This window comes from Vreelandella sp. L-25 (assembly GCF_056857535.1).
This window is the reverse complement of record NZ_JBSXNH010000071.1, coordinates 28,477-47,387: the sequence shown is the minus strand read 5'-3', so window position 1 is coordinate 47,387 and position 18,911 is coordinate 28,477. Positions and strand designations below refer to the sequence as shown.

Sequence of the window (18,911 nt, the reverse complement as noted above, 5' to 3'; positions counted from 1 at the left end):
TGGCTGGTGAGGGTGCGGCAACTGGCGCGGAACTTTATGTTGGGCATGGCACTGTCTGGGTGAATGGCGATAATGGCTATATTGCCATGCAGGTCAGTGGGTTAGAAGTGCTTCCGGGGGCCGGTCTCACGGATTCAGGATATTAAAACCATGAATTGTCGCTATAGAGGGAAGCTACTGCTGAGGCGATCCACAAAAAACATAAAAAAGCCCCGGTGCGTAGCCGGGGCAGCAAGTGAGCATTGAAACAGTAAGTGAAACTACATGGGCGTCTGTTTAGAACTCATAGCGAGCAGAGAGCCACAGGCGGCGACCCTCTTCGCTGTTGGCGTAAACGTTGCCGAAGCTGGTGCCATCGCCGTAGGCGCGGTAGTCGACAAAGTCTTTATCAAATAAGTTGTAGAGGGTGGCGCTGACGTTAAATTGGTCGGTAAACGCGTAACTGCCGCCTAGGTGAAACAGCGAGTAGGCTTTGAAATCCCCCAGGTCAGCGAAGGAGGGCGCGCCCCTAACACGTTCACGGTTGCGATAGCGCTCGCTGCGGTACTCGGCAGAGAGCCAAGTATCTAGCTTCGGTGTCGCCTGCCAACGCAGCGTGGCGTTCAGCGCGTGTTCGGGCGTATCAGTTAGCGGTTCGCCACGATTATTGCCGCTTTTCTGCTCGCTATCGGTGTAGGTGTAATTAGCGGATAAGCGCCAATCGGGGGTGAATTGATAGCTGGTGGAGAGCTCGACCCCCTGAGTCACCGCTTCATCGATATTCACGTCCTGGCTATACACGCCATCCGGGATAAGCGGGTCGTTTTCAATCAGGATATCGTTGCCGCTGGCAATTTTATCGTCGAACTGGTTGTAGAACAGCGTCGCGCTGGCGGTAAAGCCTGTTTGACTATCGTAGTGCGCGCCGATTTCGCTGCTGGTGCTGGTTTCCGGCTCAAGGTCCGGGTTGCCGATCGTCAGGATCGTGCCCTGGCCGGTCACCCCGTTAATACCCGAGTGAAGGTCATTCAGGGTCGGGGTCTTGTAGCCACGGCTCACACCGCCTTTTAATGTCCAGTTCGGCGTGGTGTTCCAGACTAAATAGCTGCGGGGGCTGAACTGGCTGCCAAACGCATCGTGATGGTCGTAGCGGCCGCCCAGCGTCAGCGCAAGATCATCCCGCAGCATCCATTCGTCTTCCGCAAAGAGCGACCAAGTGGTTTGCTCGAAAGTCTCATTGGCCAAGCCATCATCCAACTCCGCATCCCACCACTGGAGGCCAACAGTGGTCATGTGGTTACCCAACGGCATAATAAACTTGCTATCCAGCACCGTATTGGTGGTTTCCAGCTTACGCGGGGCACCGCCAATAATGCTGGAGAAGCCCTCATAGGCAACACCCTCTTCACCGGGAATCGTACGGCCAGTGGTTTCAGTGGTGTTACGCATTAGGCTCGATTCCAGCGTGCCAGAGGCAAAGCGCCCAGTATGGCCGATAGCCACCTGTTCCCGCTCAAAACGTAGCTCGTCGGCATAGCCGTTTGCCACGCCAGGGTTGGGCGCACAGCTGCGGGTGCGGCCGTCCAACGTACCGAGTTGGCACTCGTCGTTGTTGTAGCGCTGGCGGTTCACCTCCCCATCCAGCCAAAGGTCGTGGCTGTCGTTAGGCGTCCAGGTTAGTTTGCCGCCCAGGTTGTACACATCGCCCTCTACCGGGCTAGGGCCGCGCTGGCTCACCTCAACCGGGTTGCCGTTAGCGTCGGTGTAGACAAGCTCTGATGCGTCACGCTCATAAAAACGCCCGCGCAGTTGAACGCCCAGCGTGTCCTCTACCAGCGGGCCGCTGGTGTAGAGGTTAATTTCACGGCGGTCGCCAAAGTCACGATCTTCATTAAAGGTACTCTCGACGCCGACCGAGCCAACCCATTCGCGGTCTACTCGGCGGGTAATAATGTTGATCACGCCGCCCATGGCATCTGAACCGTATAGGGTGGACATCGGCCCGCGAATCACCTCAATACGCTCAATGCTGGAAACCGGCGGGAAGAAGCTGGTCGAGGTTTCGCCAAAACCGTTAGGCGTGACGCTTCCAGCCGTATTTTGGCGGCGGCCATCAATCAGGATTAGCGTGTAGTCGCTGGGCATACCGCGAATGTTGATATTGCTGCCACCGGTTTTGCCCACTTGTCCGCCAACATCGACTCCTTCTACATTACGCAGTGCATCAGCCACGCTGGTAATGCGTTCGCGCTGAAGCTCTTCTCTGGAAATAACCGAGATACTCGCCGGAGCATCCACCATTGCCTGCTCAAACCCACTGGCAGAGACAACAATGTTATCCAGTTGCGCTGATTCTTGCGCATTAGCCACCGAGGCAGTAACGCTAAGCGCGATGGCACTGGCTAGGGCGGTGCGAGTAAAGCGTGGCATGGCGATCCCCTGATATGAGTCTTGTTTGCTAATGAAACTGATTATCAAATGAGTTGCGGATTCTAAGAAGAAAAGTTCCCACTTGCGAGATGGTTTGATCGAACATGGTGTTGCTATTAATGGAACAGTGCCGGGTGGCGAGCGCCTGCCTGCAGAAGGTTGTTAGACCGCTAGCTAATATGGGCAGCCTGACGTTGCAGTAACTGCAACACGTCATTCGGTGTAATAGTAGTGCAAGTGATTTTGAGAATCGTTACTATTGGATTGACGGTTAATCAGGAGAGGCTCACATGCGACACACGTTACTGCAGCGCGGTTTACTGGGAATGTTGATGGGCGGCTTGCTGGTGGGCACTGCCCAAGCGCGCACGCTGGAGACGGCTTACGGCAACGTTGAGGTTGTTGATCACCCAGAGCGTGTAGTCACCCTATATGAAGGTGCGCTGGATGCCGCGCTGGCGGCAGGCGTGACCCCGGTAGGGGCGGTCACCACCCGTGGCGGCGACAACGTGGCGGAATACGTGACCGACTACCTCAGTGCGAACGAGCTCGAACACCCTGAGATTGTGGGCGTCGTGCGGGAAATCAATATTGAAGCGGTGTTGGCCCAGCAGCCGGACCTGATTCTAGCCGCGGCCCAGCTGCCGGAGGAGCAGTACCAACTGCTATCGCAAATTGCTCCCACTGTGGTGCCCCACACGCAACCGCTAGCGGCCGATAACTGGGAAGCCGAAGCGCGCTTATTCGGCCAGGCTTTGAATCAGGAAGAGGCCATTGACGAAGCGATCAGCGCCGTCGATCAGCGGGTCGACGCTATGTCAGACGCAGTAGCTGACGCCGACGTGGGCATCAACGCCTATCTGGTGCGCTGGATGCCTGGCGGCCCCATGGTAATGTCGGAAAACCTGATTGCCACCGGCCTGTTAGAGCGCGTCGGCCTGGATGTGCAAGGCGGCGAGCTGATCGGTGAACGGGGCGTGCACAGCGACGTATTAAGCCTTGAAAACCTCTCTCAGGTAGACGGCGACTGGCTGTTTTTGGCCACGCTAAATGATGACGGCCAAGCCGCCCTAGATAGCGCCAAACAGAGCCCCGCCTTCAACCGCTTGAACGTGGTACAGAACGAACGAGTGGTGCCGGTCAACGGCCAGCTCTGGAGCAGTGCCAACGGCCCGCTGGCGGCCCAGGCGATTCTGGATGACATCGAGAATGCGTTATTGCCGTGATGCTACTTACCAAGGCTGGAAGTAGCGCCAGGTGGCGCTGCTCATCCCGACACTGGATGCTGATTCTGCTCACCGCCCTTGTGGCGGTGAGCGTCGTTAGTTTGTTGATAGGCGCAGGCAGCGTTGGCCCCCGCCAAGTGTTAGGGCTGCTAAGCGGTAGTGATCACGCGGAAGCGCGCTTTATCGTCTGGGAACTGCGCGCCCCTCGCACGCTAATTGGTATTGCCGTTGGCGTTGCGCTGGGCGTAGCGGGGGCGCTGCTGCAAGCGGTTTCACGCAACCCGCTGGCCGATCCGGGCTTGTTGGGCGTGAGCGCAGGCGCTGCGTTTGCTGTTTCCCTGGCACTGGTGTTAGGGGCCAGCGCGGCCACTTTGCGCATTCCCGTGGCACAGCTAGGCGCGCTGATCGGCTGCGTATGCGTACTCAGCGTGGCGCGGCTGCGCGGTGTGGGGAGCGACCCGGTGCGCTTAGTGTTAGCGGGGGCCGCGTTTTCCGGGCTGCTCGGTTCGCTCAGCGCACTGATGCTGCTCTACGACCAGCGCGCCGCCGATGAGATTCGCTTTTGGGTGGTGGGCAGCTTGGCGGGTAGGCGGCTAGACGATTTATGGGCCGTGCTGCCAAGCCTGTTGATAGCAGGAGCGGGCGTTGTCGTGATTGCCCGGCCACTGGCTGCGCTGGCGCTAGGGGAGCGGGCCGCCAGCGGTTTAGGGCACCGCCCTGGGCTGATTCGCTGGCTGGCGGTGGGCTGCGTGGCGCTATTAGTTGGCGCGGCCACCGCTATTGCCGGGCCGATTGCGTTTGTGGGGCTGGTAGTGCCTTTTGTGGCGCGGGCCATCGCCGGGCCGGATATTCGCCGCACGCTCTGGTTCTGCCTGCCCGTCGGCCCGCTGATCGTACTCACCGCCGATATTATTTCCCGTGTCGTCGTCGCCCCCTCCGAGCTGCCCTTGGGCGTGCTCACCGCGCTATGCGGCGCGCCGGTGCTGATTGCGGTGGTGCGGGCCAAGCGCCTGCCCATGCTCTAACGCACTCTCTTTGGTTATCTGATGCTATGAAAATGACGGCAAAACAGTCGATGAGCGGTGTGGCACTGCCCCACACATCCACCGCTTATCAAGAAGAGCCGAGCGGCCAGGCGGTGGCTGTCCCGCAGGGCTACTGGCGCGCTGCGCTGCCCCGTTATGGGGTGAGCGTGCTGCTGGAAAAGCGCGCTGTGGCGGTGAATATCGGGTTGAGTGCCGCACTGATGGCCGCTTGCGTGCTCTATTTAAGCCTGGGCAGCGTAACGCTTTCTCCCAATGCGGTGGTGGCTTCCTTGCTGGGGCAAGGCGATAGAATGACCGCGTTTATGGTGCAGCAGCTGCGCCTACCTCGCCTGATCGCTGCCTGTTTCACTGGGGCTGCGTTTGCGCTGGCCGGGGTATTAATGCAAACCCTGGCCCGTAACCGCTTGGCGACCCCCGGCATTATCGGCATCGATAACGGTGCCACCGCCTTTGCGGTGGCCTCGATTGTTGGGTTAGGCGTAGGGATTGCCCCGCCTGCCATGGCACTGGCGGGGGCGACCACCGCCGCCGTGCTCACCTTTGGCCTAGCGGCGGGCAGCGGCACCCAGGGCTACCGCTTTATTGTGGCGGGCATTGGCGTGGGCGCGGTTTTTGGCGCGGTCACGCAGCTGATGTTGGCGCGGGTAGCGATTGATACCGCCAACGCCGCCTACCCCTGGACCGTCGGCTCCCTCAATGCCCGCCCGGCAAGCGCGGTACAGCTATTGGGTATTGGCTTGGCGCTTGGGCTAGTGGCCGCGCTGGCGCTGGCCCGCTCGCTCACGCTGCTGCGCTTTAAGGATGCCATCGCCAGTGGCTTGGGCACCGCGGTGAAAGCGCGGCGGCTGCAGGTGCTGTTACTTTCAGTGGTGCTTACTGCGCTGGCCGTTGCCGTGGCGGGGCCGGTGGGCTTGGTGGCGCTGATTGGCCCTGAAATTGCCCGCTCGCTCTCCAGCGCCCGCCATGTTCCCATTCTAGCCGCCACGCTGGCGGGAGCGCTGGTGATGGTGCTAGCCGATTTAGCGGGCCGCACGCTGTTTGCCCCTATCGAGATCCCCGTGGGGATTGTTACCGCCGTGGTGGGTGGCCCCTGGCTACTCTGGATATTAATGCGCCCGCAACGGAGCCGCCCATGACCTCATTACCCACGCTTTCCACCGATGCGCTCAACATGAGCTACGGCCAGCGCCAAGTGATTCGCGAACTCGGCGTTAGCCTGCCCAGCGGGCAAGTAACCGCCATTGTTGGCCCCAACGGCTGTGGTAAATCCACGTTGCTTTCTGGGCTTGCCCGCCTGCATAAACCCGATAGTGGTGCCGTGCTGCTCAACGGCCACGACATCGCCCAGATGCCCGCCCGCCAACTTGCCACCAAGCTGGCGCTACTGCCCCAAGAGGCGGTCGCTCCGGAAGGGCTGACCGTCACCGAACTGATTCGCTTTGGCCGCCAGCCCCACCAGGGCTGGCTGCGCCAGTGGTCGGCGGAAGATCAACAGGTGGTGCACCATGCGCTTGCCGCTGCCGGGTTGGAAGCGCTTGCCGACCGGCCGTTGGAAGCGCTTTCCGGCGGCCAGCGCCAGCGCGCCTGGATCGCCATGACCATCGCCCAGCAAACGCCGCTTTTACTACTCGACGAGCCCACCTCCGCGTTAGACTTAGGCCACCAAATCGAGGTGTTCGAGCTGGTGCGCGACCTGGCCTGCCAGGGCCGCACGGTGGTGATGGTGCTGCACGACCTCGCCAGCGCCTGCCGCTACGCCGACCACCTGATTGCCATGCGCGACGGGCAGATTGTTGCCCAGGGCGCACCCGCTGAGGTGGTAACGCCCGCGCTGGTGCGGGAGCTGTATCAGGTGGAGTGCACGCTGCTGCTCGACCCCGATACCGGCAGCCCCTTGCTCGCCAACGTGCGCCGAGCGACGCAACCCGTTTAAAGGCGATTTACGCAGATAACAACGTAAAAGGAATTGATGTGGCTTCTTCCCCGACCCGCGCTGACAAAGCGTCCGTCAATCAAAGCTTTCACGCCTTAATGCGCCTGTTGCGCTACGCCAAAGGCTATCGGCGGCAGATTATCACCGCCACGATTTGCTCGATTATCAACAAGCTGTTCGATATCGCCCCGGAAATTCTGATTGGCGTGGCGATCGATGTGGTGGTGAACCAGGAAAACAGCTTTGTGGCGCGGCTGGGGTTTGAATCGCCTCAAGAGCAGATCACCATTTTGGCGGTGCTCACCTTCTTTATTTGGGCGGGGGAGTCGCTGTTTGAGTACCTGTTCCAGATTCTCTGGCGCAACCTAGCCCAGCGGCTGCAAGCGGATATGCGCCAAGATACCTATGAGCACGCCCAGCGCCTCGACATGGCGTTTTTTGAATCGAAAAGCTCCGGTCAGCTAGTGGCCACCATGAACGATGACGTCAACCAGCTAGAGCGCTTTCTGGATGGCGGTGCCAACGCGCTGATTCAAGTAGTGGTCACGGTGGTGGCCGTAGGCGCGGTGTTCTTCGTGCTTTCTCCGCTGATCGCGCTGCTAGCGTTTACGCCGATTCCGCTGATCATTTGGGGCGCGTTTTTCTTCCAGCGCAAAGCCGGGCCGCTGTACAGCGACGTGCGCGAAAAAGTAGGCGACCTTGCCAGCCGTCTCTCCAACAATCTCAGCGGTATCGCTACGATTAAAAGCTTCACCAGTGAAGCGCGGGAAGCCGAGCGGCTGCGGGATGCCAGTGAAGCCTATGTGGAAGCCAACCGTCGCGCGATTAAAGTCAGTTCTGCGTTTATTCCGGTTATCCGCATGGCGATTTTGGCGGGCTTTCTCGCCACCTTTACTGTTGGTGGCATGATGGCGCTGAACGGCAGCCTCAACGTGGGCGCTTACGGCGTGCTGGTGTTTCTGACCCAACGCCTGCTGTGGCCGCTCACCGGCCTTGCCCAGGTGATCGACCTGTTCGAGCGCGCCATGGCCAGCACCAAACGGATTCTGGATTTGCTCGAAGTGCCGATTACCGTAAAGGACGACAGCACCACGCCCTTGGCCGCCCCGGTAAAAGGCGACGTGCGTTTCGAGGCGGTCAGCTTTCAATATGAAGCCAGCCAAGTAGGCGTAAACGGCGTGGACTTGCACGTGCCCGCTGGCAATACGCTGGCGCTGGTGGGGGCCACCGGCTCCGGTAAATCGACGCTGATCAAACTGCTGCTGCGCTTTTACGACCCCGCCAGTGGCCGTGTGCTGGTAGATGGCCAGCCCATCACCGACGTAAGTATGCACTCACTTCGCCAAGCGATTGGCTTAGTCAGCCAGGATGTGTACCTGTTTGAAGGCAGTATTCGCGACAACATCGCCTACGGCCAGCCGGACGCCGATGATGCCGCGATTATCGACGCCGCCAAAACCGCCGAAGCCTGGAGCTTTATTGAAACGCTGCCCCAAGGGCTGGATACGCCAGTGGGCGAGCGGGGCGTGCGCCTTTCCGGCGGCCAACGCCAGCGGCTTTCACTGGCGCGGGCGCTGTTAAAAGACCCGCCGATTCTGGTGCTGGATGAAGCCACCAGCGCGGTGGATAACGAAACCGAAGCGGCCATTCAGCGCTCGCTAAAACGCATCGCCCATGGCCGTACGGTGATTATGATTGCCCACCGGCTCTCCACCATTGTGCACGCCGATGAGATTGTGGTGATCGAGAAAGGCCAAGTGGCGGAGCGCGGCACCCTCGCCAGCCTGTTAGCGGCGGACGGCCATTATGCCGCCCAGTGGCGGGTACAAACCGGGGCCGCCCAGGCAGGCGACGTTGAAGCGCTTAGCCACTAAGCGCCCATCAGTGGCTAAGTCAAGCGTTAGCGGTTCACCAGCAGCGCATTTAGCGTGACGGGCACATGCTCATCAATCTGCTGGTAGCCCAACATCGACAGCACGGTGCGCACCGTGCTGTTAGCCATCAGCGCGTTGCCATCCAGCGCCATGGGTTCGGCGTGGGTCACGCGCACCTCGTTTAACCCTTCGCGGGTAAAGCGCAGTGGCACCGCCTCTTCTTGGTTAATCAGGTCGGTTTGCACCCGAAAGGTGAGGGTTTCCACCATCGACTCGCCAATATCCAAGCCGTCTAACCGCTCCGGCGGCATTTGCGCCACCAGCGTCACTAGCGTGGTGTTCGCCAGCAAGCCCACCCACGGCGGCAGCTCCCCAAAGCGATTGAGCAGATCGGTTTGGCTCAAGCGCAGCGGCAGGCGCAGCGTGCCATCGGCAGCAATATCGCCCTGCAAGTTATTCACCTGATGGTGATGAATTTGCGGGGCCTCGCCATCCAGTTGGGTGATCGACGCCTGCACCTGAGACTGGCCAGGATCAAGCTGCCAATCCGCCTGCACCGGCAGCACCAACAGCAGCGGGAAAAGAGCCATCAAAGCTTTCAAAGCGATTCTCCATAGAAGCATTCACCACCAGACCCCAGCGCCGCCAATTAGTGCCGAAAAAATGCCGACTTCGCCGTAAGATAGCGCACCAAGGGGTAGCCTCGTCCCCACACATTCGCTATTATATGCACGCTTTTCGGGCCTATAGCTCAGTTGGTTAGAGCAGGGGACTCATAATCCCTTGGTCGTAGGTTCAAGTCCTACTGGGCCCACCATTTCTAAGTCTCTCCCCCTAGATTGCCTTCTTCTTAAGCCCCTGACCAACGTCAGTAAACGGCTCCTTTGCCATATTCGCAGTTTCTCAAAACCTCATTTGTCTCTATTGGTTCTTCCACCGATCCTCCTTCGAACCCCCCGTTCCTCCCCAACCTCTTGCCCCACCAGAGTGATTGTGGTTGTGAATAAAAATCCGTATCATTCGTCTTACTATAACGAACTCCTCATACCCGTTGAGACTCACTCATGCTCCGTAAAACCATGCCGTTTTCCGTCGCGCCGTTGCCTGCTGCCGTTCGCCGTTCACTGGTGGTGTCGCTCGGTGGAATGCTGTGCGCTGCGCCGATGGCCGCACTGGCTCAAGAAGACACCATCAATACCGGTACCACGGTGGTCACCGCGACCGCGTTGAAGGTAGATACGCCGTTGGTGGAGACGCCGCGCCCGGTCTCTAGCGTTGATCGGGAAGAGCTGGAAACCCGTAACGTGCAGCAGTTGGATGAAACCTTCCGCTATCGTGCCGGTGTGCTATCAGGCCATTTTGGAAGTGATAACAATACGGATTGGTTCAAGGTGCGTGGTTTTGACCAGTCCACTTATCAGGATGGGTTGCGCATTTACCGTGAAGGCTTTTACCAGTGGCTGCCTGAGCCGTATGGCTTGGAGCAAGTCGAAGTATTCAAAGGGCCTTCCTCGATTCTATACGGCGAGGCGCCTCCCGGTGGTTTGATCAATGCGGTGAGCAAGCGTCCTACGGAAACGCCGCAGGGCGAGGTGAATTTCCAACTGGGCAACCGTAATCATCGCCAAGTGGGGGTCGATACCAGCGGGCCGTTGGGTGAGTCTGGTGACGTTCGCTATCGGTTGGTGGGCGTGTACAAAGAGCGCGATGGCGATCTCGACCACACGGATAATGAGCGCTATTACTTCGCGCCTAGCCTCGCCGTCGATATGAGCGACGATACGAGCGTGACCTTCTTGGCCAGCGTGCAGAAAGACGATGGCGTGCCGGTCAACCCGTTCAAGCTGCCCTACGGCACCGTGCAAGATACGCCGTTCGGCCGCGTCGACCCGCAAACCAACCTCAGCGAGCCGGGCTACGACCGTGATAACCGCACGCAGTGGGCGCTGGGTTACGAGCTGCGCCATGACCTCAATGATACGTGGCGGTTTGAACAAGATTTACGCTACAGCGAGCTAGACCTGGAGCTACGCAGCACCTATGCGTTCTTCATGTCGGACGCCCGTCGGGCAACGCGTGGCCATGTCTATCGCGATGGTTCTATCGACAGCTGGACGGTCGATAACCGCATGGTGGGTAACTGGTACACGGACCGCACCGAGAACACGCTGTTGCTGGGTGTCGATTATCAGAACCTTGGGGTGAGTGGGCAAGAAGCCGACCCGTTCCCATTTGGTGATCCTATCGACGTGTTCGACCCCACCTACGGCAACTTTACGCCGGTGGGCGCGGATGACTTGCTGAGCCGCGAGATCGATAAAGAGCAGACCGGTTTGTATGCTCAAAACCAACTTCGTATTGATGACCGCTGGGTGCTGCTTGGCGGCGTGCGCGTTGACCAAGCCGAGACCGAAAACAGCAACCTGACATCCGGTGTCACGCAGCGCTCCGATGATGACCAAGTCTCTTGGTCGGGCGGCGCGATGTACCTGAGCGACCAAGGGATCAACCCGTATATCAGCTACACCGAGTCGTTCGATCCGGTGGGGCGTGTAGATGACGCGGGCGATCTGTACGAGCCCCGTGAAGGCGAGCAGTGGGAAGCCGGTGTCAAAATCGCGCCGTTTGGCTGGGATGGCTACGTGACGGCTGCCGTGTTCGACCTGAAAGAGAACAATACGCTCGTGAGTTCTCCTGCCGGGTTCCAGGTTCAGAAAGGCGAGCGTACTTCTCAAGGGTTTGAGCTGGAGGGCGTGGGTTACCTCACCGATGCGTTAAAAGTGACGGCTGCCTATACCTACACGGATTCACGCTTGGAAGATGATCAGCGTGCGCCATTAATTCCGCGCCATCAAGCGTCTACTTGGCTGGATTACGCCTTTACCAATGGGGCCTTGCAAGGCGTGAGTTTGGGTGCTGGTGTACGCTACGTGGGCAGTACGGTGGACACGAGCGTTGCGGACAATACCGCCGTCGATAGTTATATGGTGGCGGATGCCATGGTCGGTTATGAGTTTGCCGATGGCTGGCAGGCTCAGGTAAACGTCAATAATCTAACTGATGAAGAGTATGTGGCCAGCTGTGAGTACTGGTGCTACTACGGCGAATCTCGCAGTATCATCGGCAGCGTGAAATACCGCTGGTAAGAGCGATCACTCGCACTCAGCTTTAACCCACAACGCCCGGCTTTAAGCCGGGCGTTGTTGTTCGTCGTTGTTGTTCGTCTATGTACTACCCATTCACCATCGCGTGCCATACGGTGCATTTGGTGGGGCCTTGCGCTAGGTCTGCACAGGTATCCACGCGCCATAGGATGGTGGCTTGGCAGTGCACGGTCAGTTCACCTTGCCGCTGGTCGAGCCGCCACTGAAAGCGTATCTCTCGTGTTTGGTCGTCGCCGTGGTCGCTGATCAGAGTAAGCGTTGGCTGTGCGGTATCTGTGCTGAGGTGTGTTAACGCAGCGATTTCAGCGCTTTGTTGTGCGGGGGGTAATTGCGAGCCGCCGCGATAGCCGGGTAAGTAGCGCTGCTGGTGGGCTTCAGCCTGTAAGAAAGGTAGGGTCTGTTCTGGCGTAATGCGCCCATATTTGCGCACATTGGGCAGTATGATCACGCTGGCGGCGAGTCGGCAGCCGCCGAGGTGGCTGCTCTCCCATACCTCGAACGGCAGCGGGTGCTCAGCTACCGTGCTGGCTAGCGCTTTGAACGTTTTATAACCGTACTTCGCGCAGCACTTATCTTTGGTGCCGTGGGTACAGCAAAGAACCAAATCATTGCGCATCGCTGGCTGCTCCCACTGGCTAAGGCGGGTGCCACTTTGAAAGGCGCTGAAGAACGCCTCTAACTCCCATCGTGCCACGCGAAAGCGGCGCCTCTCCGGCATCAGAAAGAGCTGATGCTGGTACTTTTCCATGCCCGGCTGTTGGATCAGGTTGATGCGCAGGCCATCGTCAGCCAGCGTATCTAGCGTTTGCTTTAATGAATCGCTCATATCGCTGGCGTGGCGTAGTTTGCGCTGCCACTTCGCGCGCGGCCAGCTAAGCAGTAAGTTGCGCTCGGCATGAGCGGCGCTACCGGCCAGCGGGTCGTGCTGTTCACGGCTTAAATCCGCGCAGAAGGTGTGGTTCATAGGGCTGCCTGTAACGTCGCCGAGGTGAAGGGCACGCACACTGGGCTGCCGCTAGCGGGGTCGCGCAGAATGTGAGCATCCAAGTCGAAGACGCGCTTTAGGTTGGCCGCGGTGAACACATCGCTTGGCGTGCCGCTGATGACGATTTGCCCGTCGCGCATCATGACTAGGTGGTCGGCGTAAGCGGCGGCGAGATTCAAGTCGTGCAGTACCAGCAGCAGTGTGCGGCCATGGTCGTGGGCCAGCCGAGAAAGCAGTGCCAGCAGGTCTACCTGCACCTTCAAATCTAAAAAGGTGGTGGGTTCATCCAGCAAAATCAAATCGGTCTGCTGGGCGAGCACCATCGCGATCCAGCAGCGCTGGCGCTGGCCGCCAGAGAGCGCTTCCACATCTCGGTCGGCAAACTCGGTCACGTGCATATAGGCCATGGCTTCGGCGATGGCGTTGGCATCCTGCTGTGGATCTTTTTTCCAAAACCCTTGGTGGGGGAAGCGCCCCATCCCCACCAGCTGTTTTACGCTCAACCCCTCGGGGGCGATGGGGCCTTGCGGCAAAATGCCTAGCCGCTGGGCGACCTCCCGGGTGTTGCTGCGATGAATGTCCTTGCCATCGAGATAGACATGCCCGCCGCTGGGCGTCAGCGTGCGCGCCAGCGTTTTTAGCAGGGTCGATTTACCGCTGCCATTGGGCCCCAGAAGCACCGTGAGTTGGCCTTCCGCTACAGCAATATCCACCCCTTGCAAAATGCGCTTAGCGTCGTAGCCAGCGTGCAGGGCGTCAGCGGTGAGTCGTGATGCAGGATGGGAATAGACGGGCATAAGGTAGGCTCAGGCAAGCTCAGTCACGGAATTAGGGCAGTCAGCACCCTAAGGCAAAATATTCTCATTTTCAATGTTGTTCTTGTGGCTGCCTGTTCTGTGTCATTGCGGACGTTCGAACGGTGCGTTCGCAACGGTAGACCTGTCTGTTTCTTTGTGCATAATATAATCATTATCATTTAGATCCGCGTTAGCATTTCAGCGGCCGCTAAAGTGATAATTCACCAAGGGTTCATTCGTACGACGTTACACACAACGCAAGGGAGCAGACATGCAAACGATGAAACACGCCGCTTTCTGGCCAACGGTCACCTTGGCAGGATTAGTGGCAGCCACTCAGGCCAATGCCCAGCAAGAGGCAACTGACGTGGGGCAGGCGCTCAACGAGTCATCACCCACCATGGTCGTGACGGCGACGCGTAGCCGCAGCGAAGAAGGCCAAACCCCGCAGCGGGTGACAGTGATCACGCGTGAGCAGATCGAACAGCAGCTCGCCATCACCGACGACCCTGGCCAGGTCTTGAGCAACTTGATTCCCTCCTTTTCACCTAGCCGTCAGAAGCTGTCCAACGCCGGAGAGACGCTGCGCGGGCGCGATGCGCTGTTCCTGATCGATGGCGTGCCTCAGTCCAATCCGCTGCGCGATAGCTCTCGTGATAGTTACACCATCGACCTCTCCATGGTCGAGCGGATTGAAGTGATTCACGGGGCCAGCGCCGAGCATGGCTTGGGGGCCACCGGCGGTTTGATCAACTTCGTCACCCGTCGGGCCGAAGGGGGCGGTATTAGCCAAAGCGCGGGCATTAGCGTCACCATTGACGACGACCTGCACTCGGAAGGCCTGGGCAACAAGCTCAACTATCGCATTAGCGGTCAGCAGGGCGACTGGGATTTCGTGGCCTCGGCCACCCGCCAGGAGCGGGGCGTGTTTTACGATGGCGGCGACCGTCGCGTGGGCATTGCCTACCCCGGCGAGCTGCAAAACTCGGAAAGTTACGACCTGTTCGGCAAGTTAGGCTACTGGATCGACGACAATCAGAATATCGAGCTGTCGCTCAATCATTTTGATTTGGAAGAGGGCGACGACTACGTGCCCGTGGTGGGCGACCGCGATGCGGGCATCCCGACCAGCGCCGAGCGGGGCACACCCGACGGCGCGCCAGGCTTCAATGAAGTCACCACCGCCCGCTTGGCGTACTCCCACGCGGATTGGTACGGCAACGCGGTCGATGCCCAGGTGTATCGCCAGCGCTTCCGAGCGCGCTTTGCCACCACGCCGTTCTTCCCTTACCTGGATGGCAACGGCAATACCCAGTTCGACCAAACCCGTAACGAATCGGATAAACAGGGCGCCAAGTTCACCCTAAACCGCCAGGGCATGCTGGATGACCGGCTCGGCGTGACGGTGGGGTTAGACATCCTCGAGGATGAAACCCGCCAAATGCTGGTAGAGACCGGGCGCACCTACGTGCCGGAAAGCCGCTACAGCAACATTGCGCCGTTCTTACAGGGGCAGTTCAAAATCGCCGACCCGCTCACGCTGCATGCCGGCGTTCGCCATGAGCACGCCGATCTTGAGGTGGATGCCTACGAGACGATTGACCGTAGCAACGTCACTCAAGATAACGTCGCGGTAGGAGGCGGCAACCCCAGTTTCGATGAAACGCTTTATAACGTGGGTTTGACGTACCAGGCCACGGAGTGGGCACAGCTGTATGCCAGCTACTCGGAAGGTTTTGGCATGCCGGACGTGGGTCGCGTGCTGCGGGGCATCGGCGAACCGGGGCAGGATGTGGATACGCTGCTTCAACTGCAGCCCATCGTGACCGATAACCAGGAAATTGGCGCGCGCTTTGACTGGGAGCGATACGGCCTGGAAGTCAGCTACTACGAATCGAACTCTGACTTTGGCCAGCGCTTGGCCGAACAGAACGGTACGTGGGTGGGCAGCCGGGAGAAAACCGAAATCCAAGGGGTGGAAGTGACCGGCAACATGCAGGTCAATGACCAGCATGATCTGTCGCTCTCCTATGCCCATACCGAAGGCAAGTCGGACCAAGACGGCGATGGCAGCGTGGACACCAAGCTCACCGGGATCAACATCGCGCCCGATACGCTCAAGTTGGGCTGGAGCGCCGTATGGAACGACCGTCTCTCGACCCGCCTACAGGGCCGCTATTACTTCGACCGCAGCGTCGATAACCCGGCGCTCGACTTCGATGGCTACGGTTTGGTGGATGCCTCGCTGGCCTACCAGCTCCCTACGGGGCAGCTATCGCTGGGTATCGAGAACCTGACCGACGAAGACTACCTCACCTATTACTCTCAAGCCGCTCGCATCAGCGATGAGTACTACTTCACCGGTCGTGGGCGCACGTTCACGGTGGGGTATCAGCTGGATTTTTAAGGCTTAACGCTGGCGCGCCCGATACAAGAGATAAACAAAAAAGGGCGCGCCAATGCCCGCAACGAAAATACCGGCAGGCAGGTCGTTAGGCAAAAAGGCGACGCGGCCGAGTAGGTCGGCATAAAGCACGAGTAATGCACCGACCAGTGCGGATGCAGGCAGTAGCCGCGCTAAATGTCGGCCCACCCATCGCGCCGCTAGGTGCGGTGCCATGAGGCCCACAAAGCTGAGCCCTCCCGCCACGGCCACCGCAGCACCGGCCAGCACCACGCTACAGGCAAGTAGCACGATTCGGCTGCGCAGTAACGGTACGCCTAACCCTTGGGCTACGCTGTCGCCAAGCGCCATTGTATCGGCGTGGCGCGTTAGCAGAAAACTCACCGGCGTCGCTAACAGTAGCCACGGCAGCAGGCTGGACACATCGGCCCATTGGGCGGCGTATAAGCTGCCGGTCAGCCAGGTATAGGCGCTCATGGCGGCGGAGTCGTCACTCATCACGATCAGTAGCGTAGTGCCCGCGCCCATGGCGGCGGCTAGGCCAATGCCCACTAGCACCAAGCGCGCAGGGCTAATACCACGCTGCCATGCCAAGCTGACCACAAGCAGAGCGGCGAATAAGGCTCCGAGCATGGCCGCCACCGGTAGCCAGCCGATGCTAACGTGCGAACTGAGCAACGCGATAAAGAGAACGGCGGCTAGCGCCGCGCCGCTGGTAATGCCAATAACATCCGGCGAGGCAAGCGGGTTACGCACGATGCTTTGCAGAATGGCGCCTGCCATTGCCAGCGCCGCCCCTACCAGGATCGCCAGCACAATACGCGGTAGCCTAAGCTGCCAAATAATGAACGTCAGCTCGCTATCCGCTGGGTTAATAAGGGAATGCCCGACTTGCAGTGGTGGAGTAGGAAAACTTCCCAAGCAAAGCGACAGAGCCGCGCTTAGCACAAGCCCCACACTCAATAGCAGCAGCGTGAGACGAAAACGTGTGCCAAGCGCGTTGCTGGCGTCAGAAGGAGAGAGCGCTGCGAGTGTCATTGGCGAGCCATGTTGCGTCGTGCGAGGTAAATAAAGAAAGGCGTACCAATGAGCGCTGTCATGACGCCGACCGGCACTTCCTGTGGAGGAATTAAAAACCGCGATGCCGTATCGGCCAGCAGAAGCAAGCAAGCGCCCAAAACGGCACAGCCAGGAAGCATCCAGCGATGGTCAATGCCAAAGAGGCGGCGAGCCATGTGGGGCACGATTAGCCCGACAAACCCAATCATGCCCGCCAGGGCTACTGAGCTGCCTGCCAATACAATCACCACGAGCCCCAGAAGCAGTTTGATGCTGCCCGCGCGCATGCCTAGGCTTGTCACCATGTCATCACCTAATAACAGCGCATTGGCGTGACGTACCAAGAGGGCGCTAAGCACTATGGCACCACCAAACAGCGGTAGCAGCGGCAGTACTAGGTCAAGGTCGCGTCCCGCCACAGAACCCGCTAGCCAATAAAGCACGCTTTCAAAGCTCTGCTGGTCGACCACCAGGAGCCCCTGGCTGAAGGAGACAAACATCGCGGTCACCGCGACCCCTGCCAGCACCACCCGCAGCGGCGAGTTCTCGCCATAGCGCCCGCGACTTAGCAACGCCACTAAACTTGCTGCCACTAGCGCGCCGAGTAGGGCGGCACCCACATAATGGGCAGGCGTATGCAGCGGCAGTAGCGCTACCGCTACCACGACGAAAAACATCGCCCCGGCGTTAATGCCTAAAATACCCGGCGAGGCGAGCGGGTTGCGAGTCATGGTCTGCATCAGTGCGCCCGCTACGGCCAAGCTAGCACCCACGAGCGCCGCCACCACGGCGCGTGGCAGGCGCTCGGTATATAGAATGATATGCGCCACATTAGCGGGATCGTAAGCGGTTAGCATACGCCACAGTGCCGACCACTCTAGCGGGGTGGTGCCGAGCATGACGCTGCCGATAAACGCCAGTAGCGTCATGGCAGCGCCTGCTAGCAACCCTAACCACTTAGCGGAGCTGCTGTTCAGCATGAGGGCGGCTCCTGAATGCATAAAGCGCAGTGTGGCAAGTGGCCATCGGTGGCCGGGGTGAGCTGATAGTAGCGGTAAAGGTCATCCAGCATGGCGTTGGCCGCCAAAATACCGCCGCCCATCATCCAACTAACGGGGTCTGCCTCAAATACTTGGCCGCGCTGCACAGCCGTTAGCCGTTGCCACAAAGGGTGAGAAGCCCAGTGTTGGTAGTTGGCCGCAATGGCTGGGTCATCTGGCTCCAGCAGCACAAAGATGACATCAGCCTCAAGCACCGGAATGTTCTCCGTGCTGACAAGCTTCATCCCCCAGTCTTGAGAGGCCAGCGTCTCGGGTTGTTCAAAGCCCAGCTCATCTAGAATCGAACCGGCAAACCCGCTGGTATAGATCCGCACATGATCGCTTTTAAAGCGCACGACGGCGACTTTTTGCGGCCATTGGCCCCCTAGCTGATCAGCGATCTGCTGGCGAAAGTCCGCCACGCGGGTTTCCCAGCGCTGCAGCAGCGCTTGGGCTTGCTGTTCGCGCTCGCTGGCCTCGGCCACCAGCGCTAACGTCGTTTTGAAATCATAGACGGTGTTGGCGTAAACGCTGGTCGCCATGGCGCTTAACAGCGGGGCGACGCGTTCGTGCCGAAAGTGACTGGCGATAATGGCATCCGGGTTCAGCCAAGCCACTTTCTCAAGGTTCGGCTGGGTTTCCAGCCCCACGTGCTCAACATTGGTAAGCGCATCGCGTAAATAGCGGTAGGTGGGCTTTTCCAGCCAAGCGTCAACCACGCCAACGGGGGTAATTCCGAGAGCTACGGCACTGTCCGTGGCTCCTTGGTAGAGCGTTACTAGGCGTGGTTGGTCACATTGAGTAGGTAAATCAGCAGTGGTGGCTACTTCATTGGCTATAGCAAAGAAAGGCAGCAGGGTGGAGCAAAAAATAAGCAACACCCGCCACCCTGTGCGGCTGCCATAAGCGTCTGCTGTCTGCATACGTGCCCTTCGGTGTCACGGAGAAAGGCGAAATCATGGCATGTTGTAAAA

At 59.2% G+C, this 18,911-nt stretch carries 14 protein-coding genes and 1 tRNA gene; 8 read left to right on the top strand and 7 right to left on the bottom strand.

Going from position 1 to position 18,911, the window contains the following annotated elements; all coding sequences use genetic code 11:
- Positions 1-276: 276 nt before the first annotated feature.
- On the bottom strand, positions 277-2,409 hold the full coding sequence (locus AC13CN_RS11950) for a TonB-dependent receptor domain-containing protein (RefSeq protein ID WP_062363306.1): 2,133 nt from the start codon (positions 2,407-2,409) through the stop codon (positions 277-279).
- A 290-nt stretch (positions 2,410-2,699) separates the two neighbouring features.
- Between AC13CN_RS11950 and AC13CN_RS11945 the strand changes: the two genes are divergently transcribed.
- The 5 genes from AC13CN_RS11945 to AC13CN_RS11925 all read left to right on the top strand — a co-directional run bounded on the left by AC13CN_RS11945 (position 2,700) and on the right by AC13CN_RS11925 (position 8,488).
- A complete protein-coding gene (locus tag AC13CN_RS11945) occupies positions 2,700-3,635 on the top strand; it encodes an ABC transporter substrate-binding protein (RefSeq protein ID WP_062363303.1) in 936 nt (311 codons plus the stop codon).
- A 56-nt stretch (positions 3,636-3,691) separates the two neighbouring features.
- On the top strand, positions 3,692-4,660 hold the full coding sequence (locus AC13CN_RS11940; RefSeq protein ID WP_054641654.1) for a FecCD family ABC transporter permease: 969 nt from the start codon (positions 3,692-3,694) through the stop codon (positions 4,658-4,660).
- A gap of 26 nt (positions 4,661-4,686) precedes the next feature.
- The gene (locus tag AC13CN_RS11935; protein ID WP_062363300.1) at positions 4,687-5,817 is read left to right on the top strand and encodes a FecCD family ABC transporter permease; all 1,131 of its coding nucleotides are present in this window, start codon (positions 4,687-4,689) and stop codon (positions 5,815-5,817) included.
- Positions 5,814-6,614 carry an ABC transporter ATP-binding protein gene (locus tag AC13CN_RS11930; RefSeq protein ID WP_062363297.1) on the top strand — a complete coding sequence of 267 codons (801 nt, stop codon included), beginning with the start codon at positions 5,814-5,816 and terminating at the stop codon, positions 6,612-6,614. Before AC13CN_RS11935 ends, AC13CN_RS11930 begins: the two co-directional genes overlap by 4 nt.
- Before the next feature lie 98 nt (positions 6,615-6,712).
- Positions 6,713-8,488: an ABC transporter ATP-binding protein gene (locus AC13CN_RS11925; protein ID WP_062363309.1), complete on the top strand. Its 1,776-nt coding sequence runs from the start codon at positions 6,713-6,715 to the stop codon at positions 8,486-8,488.
- A gap of 26 nt (positions 8,489-8,514) precedes the next feature.
- Here AC13CN_RS11925 and AC13CN_RS11920 read toward each other — a convergent pair whose 3' ends face one another.
- Positions 8,515-9,090, bottom strand: coding sequence for a hypothetical protein (locus AC13CN_RS11920; RefSeq protein WP_062363294.1), 576 nt, complete (start codon positions 9,088-9,090; stop codon positions 8,515-8,517).
- 138 nt (positions 9,091-9,228) lie between these two features.
- Between AC13CN_RS11920 and AC13CN_RS11915 the strand changes: the two genes are divergently transcribed.
- Positions 9,229-9,305, top strand: a tRNA-Ile gene (locus AC13CN_RS11915).
- Between the two features lie 328 nt (positions 9,306-9,633).
- Positions 9,634-11,634 (top strand): TonB-dependent siderophore receptor, encoded by a 2,001-nt coding sequence (locus AC13CN_RS11910; RefSeq protein ID WP_062362193.1) that lies wholly within the window; start codon positions 9,634-9,636, stop codon positions 11,632-11,634.
- Positions 11,635-11,719: 85 nt separating this feature from the next.
- On the opposite strand, the gene AC13CN_RS11905 is transcribed toward AC13CN_RS11910, so the two are convergent.
- Positions 11,720-12,616 carry a sucrase ferredoxin gene (locus AC13CN_RS11905; protein WP_062362187.1) on the bottom strand — a complete coding sequence of 299 codons (897 nt, stop codon included), beginning with the start codon at positions 12,614-12,616 and terminating at the stop codon, positions 11,720-11,722.
- Positions 12,613-13,434 carry an ABC transporter ATP-binding protein gene (locus tag AC13CN_RS11900; protein WP_062362178.1) on the bottom strand — a complete coding sequence of 274 codons (822 nt, stop codon included), beginning with the start codon at positions 13,432-13,434 and terminating at the stop codon, positions 12,613-12,615. Before AC13CN_RS11900 ends, AC13CN_RS11905 begins: the two co-directional genes overlap by 4 nt.
- Before the next feature lie 280 nt (positions 13,435-13,714).
- Here AC13CN_RS11900 and AC13CN_RS11895 point away from each other — a divergent pair, with 280 nt between their 5' ends.
- On the top strand, positions 13,715-15,841 hold the full coding sequence (locus AC13CN_RS11895; protein ID WP_390612156.1) for a TonB-dependent receptor: 2,127 nt from the start codon (positions 13,715-13,717) through the stop codon (positions 15,839-15,841).
- A gap of 3 nt (positions 15,842-15,844) precedes the next feature.
- On the opposite strand, the gene AC13CN_RS11890 is transcribed toward AC13CN_RS11895, so the two are convergent.
- Genes AC13CN_RS11890 through AC13CN_RS11880 form a run of 3 tightly spaced genes read right to left on the bottom strand, consistent with a single transcriptional unit; the run spans position 15,845 to position 18,860 of the window.
- On the bottom strand, positions 15,845-16,876 hold the full coding sequence (locus tag AC13CN_RS11890; protein ID WP_062362176.1) for a FecCD family ABC transporter permease: 1,032 nt from the start codon (positions 16,874-16,876) through the stop codon (positions 15,845-15,847).
- Complete coding sequence (locus AC13CN_RS11885; RefSeq protein ID WP_054641471.1) at positions 16,873-17,877, bottom strand: FecCD family ABC transporter permease; 1,005 nt, start codon at positions 17,875-17,877, stop codon at positions 16,873-16,875. Before AC13CN_RS11885 ends, AC13CN_RS11890 begins: the two co-directional genes overlap by 4 nt.
- Entirely contained in the window at positions 17,871-18,860 is a 990-nt protein-coding gene (locus AC13CN_RS11880; protein WP_062362174.1) for an ABC transporter substrate-binding protein, read from the bottom strand. Before AC13CN_RS11880 ends, AC13CN_RS11885 begins: the two co-directional genes overlap by 7 nt.
- Positions 18,861-18,911: the final 51 nt, after the last annotated feature.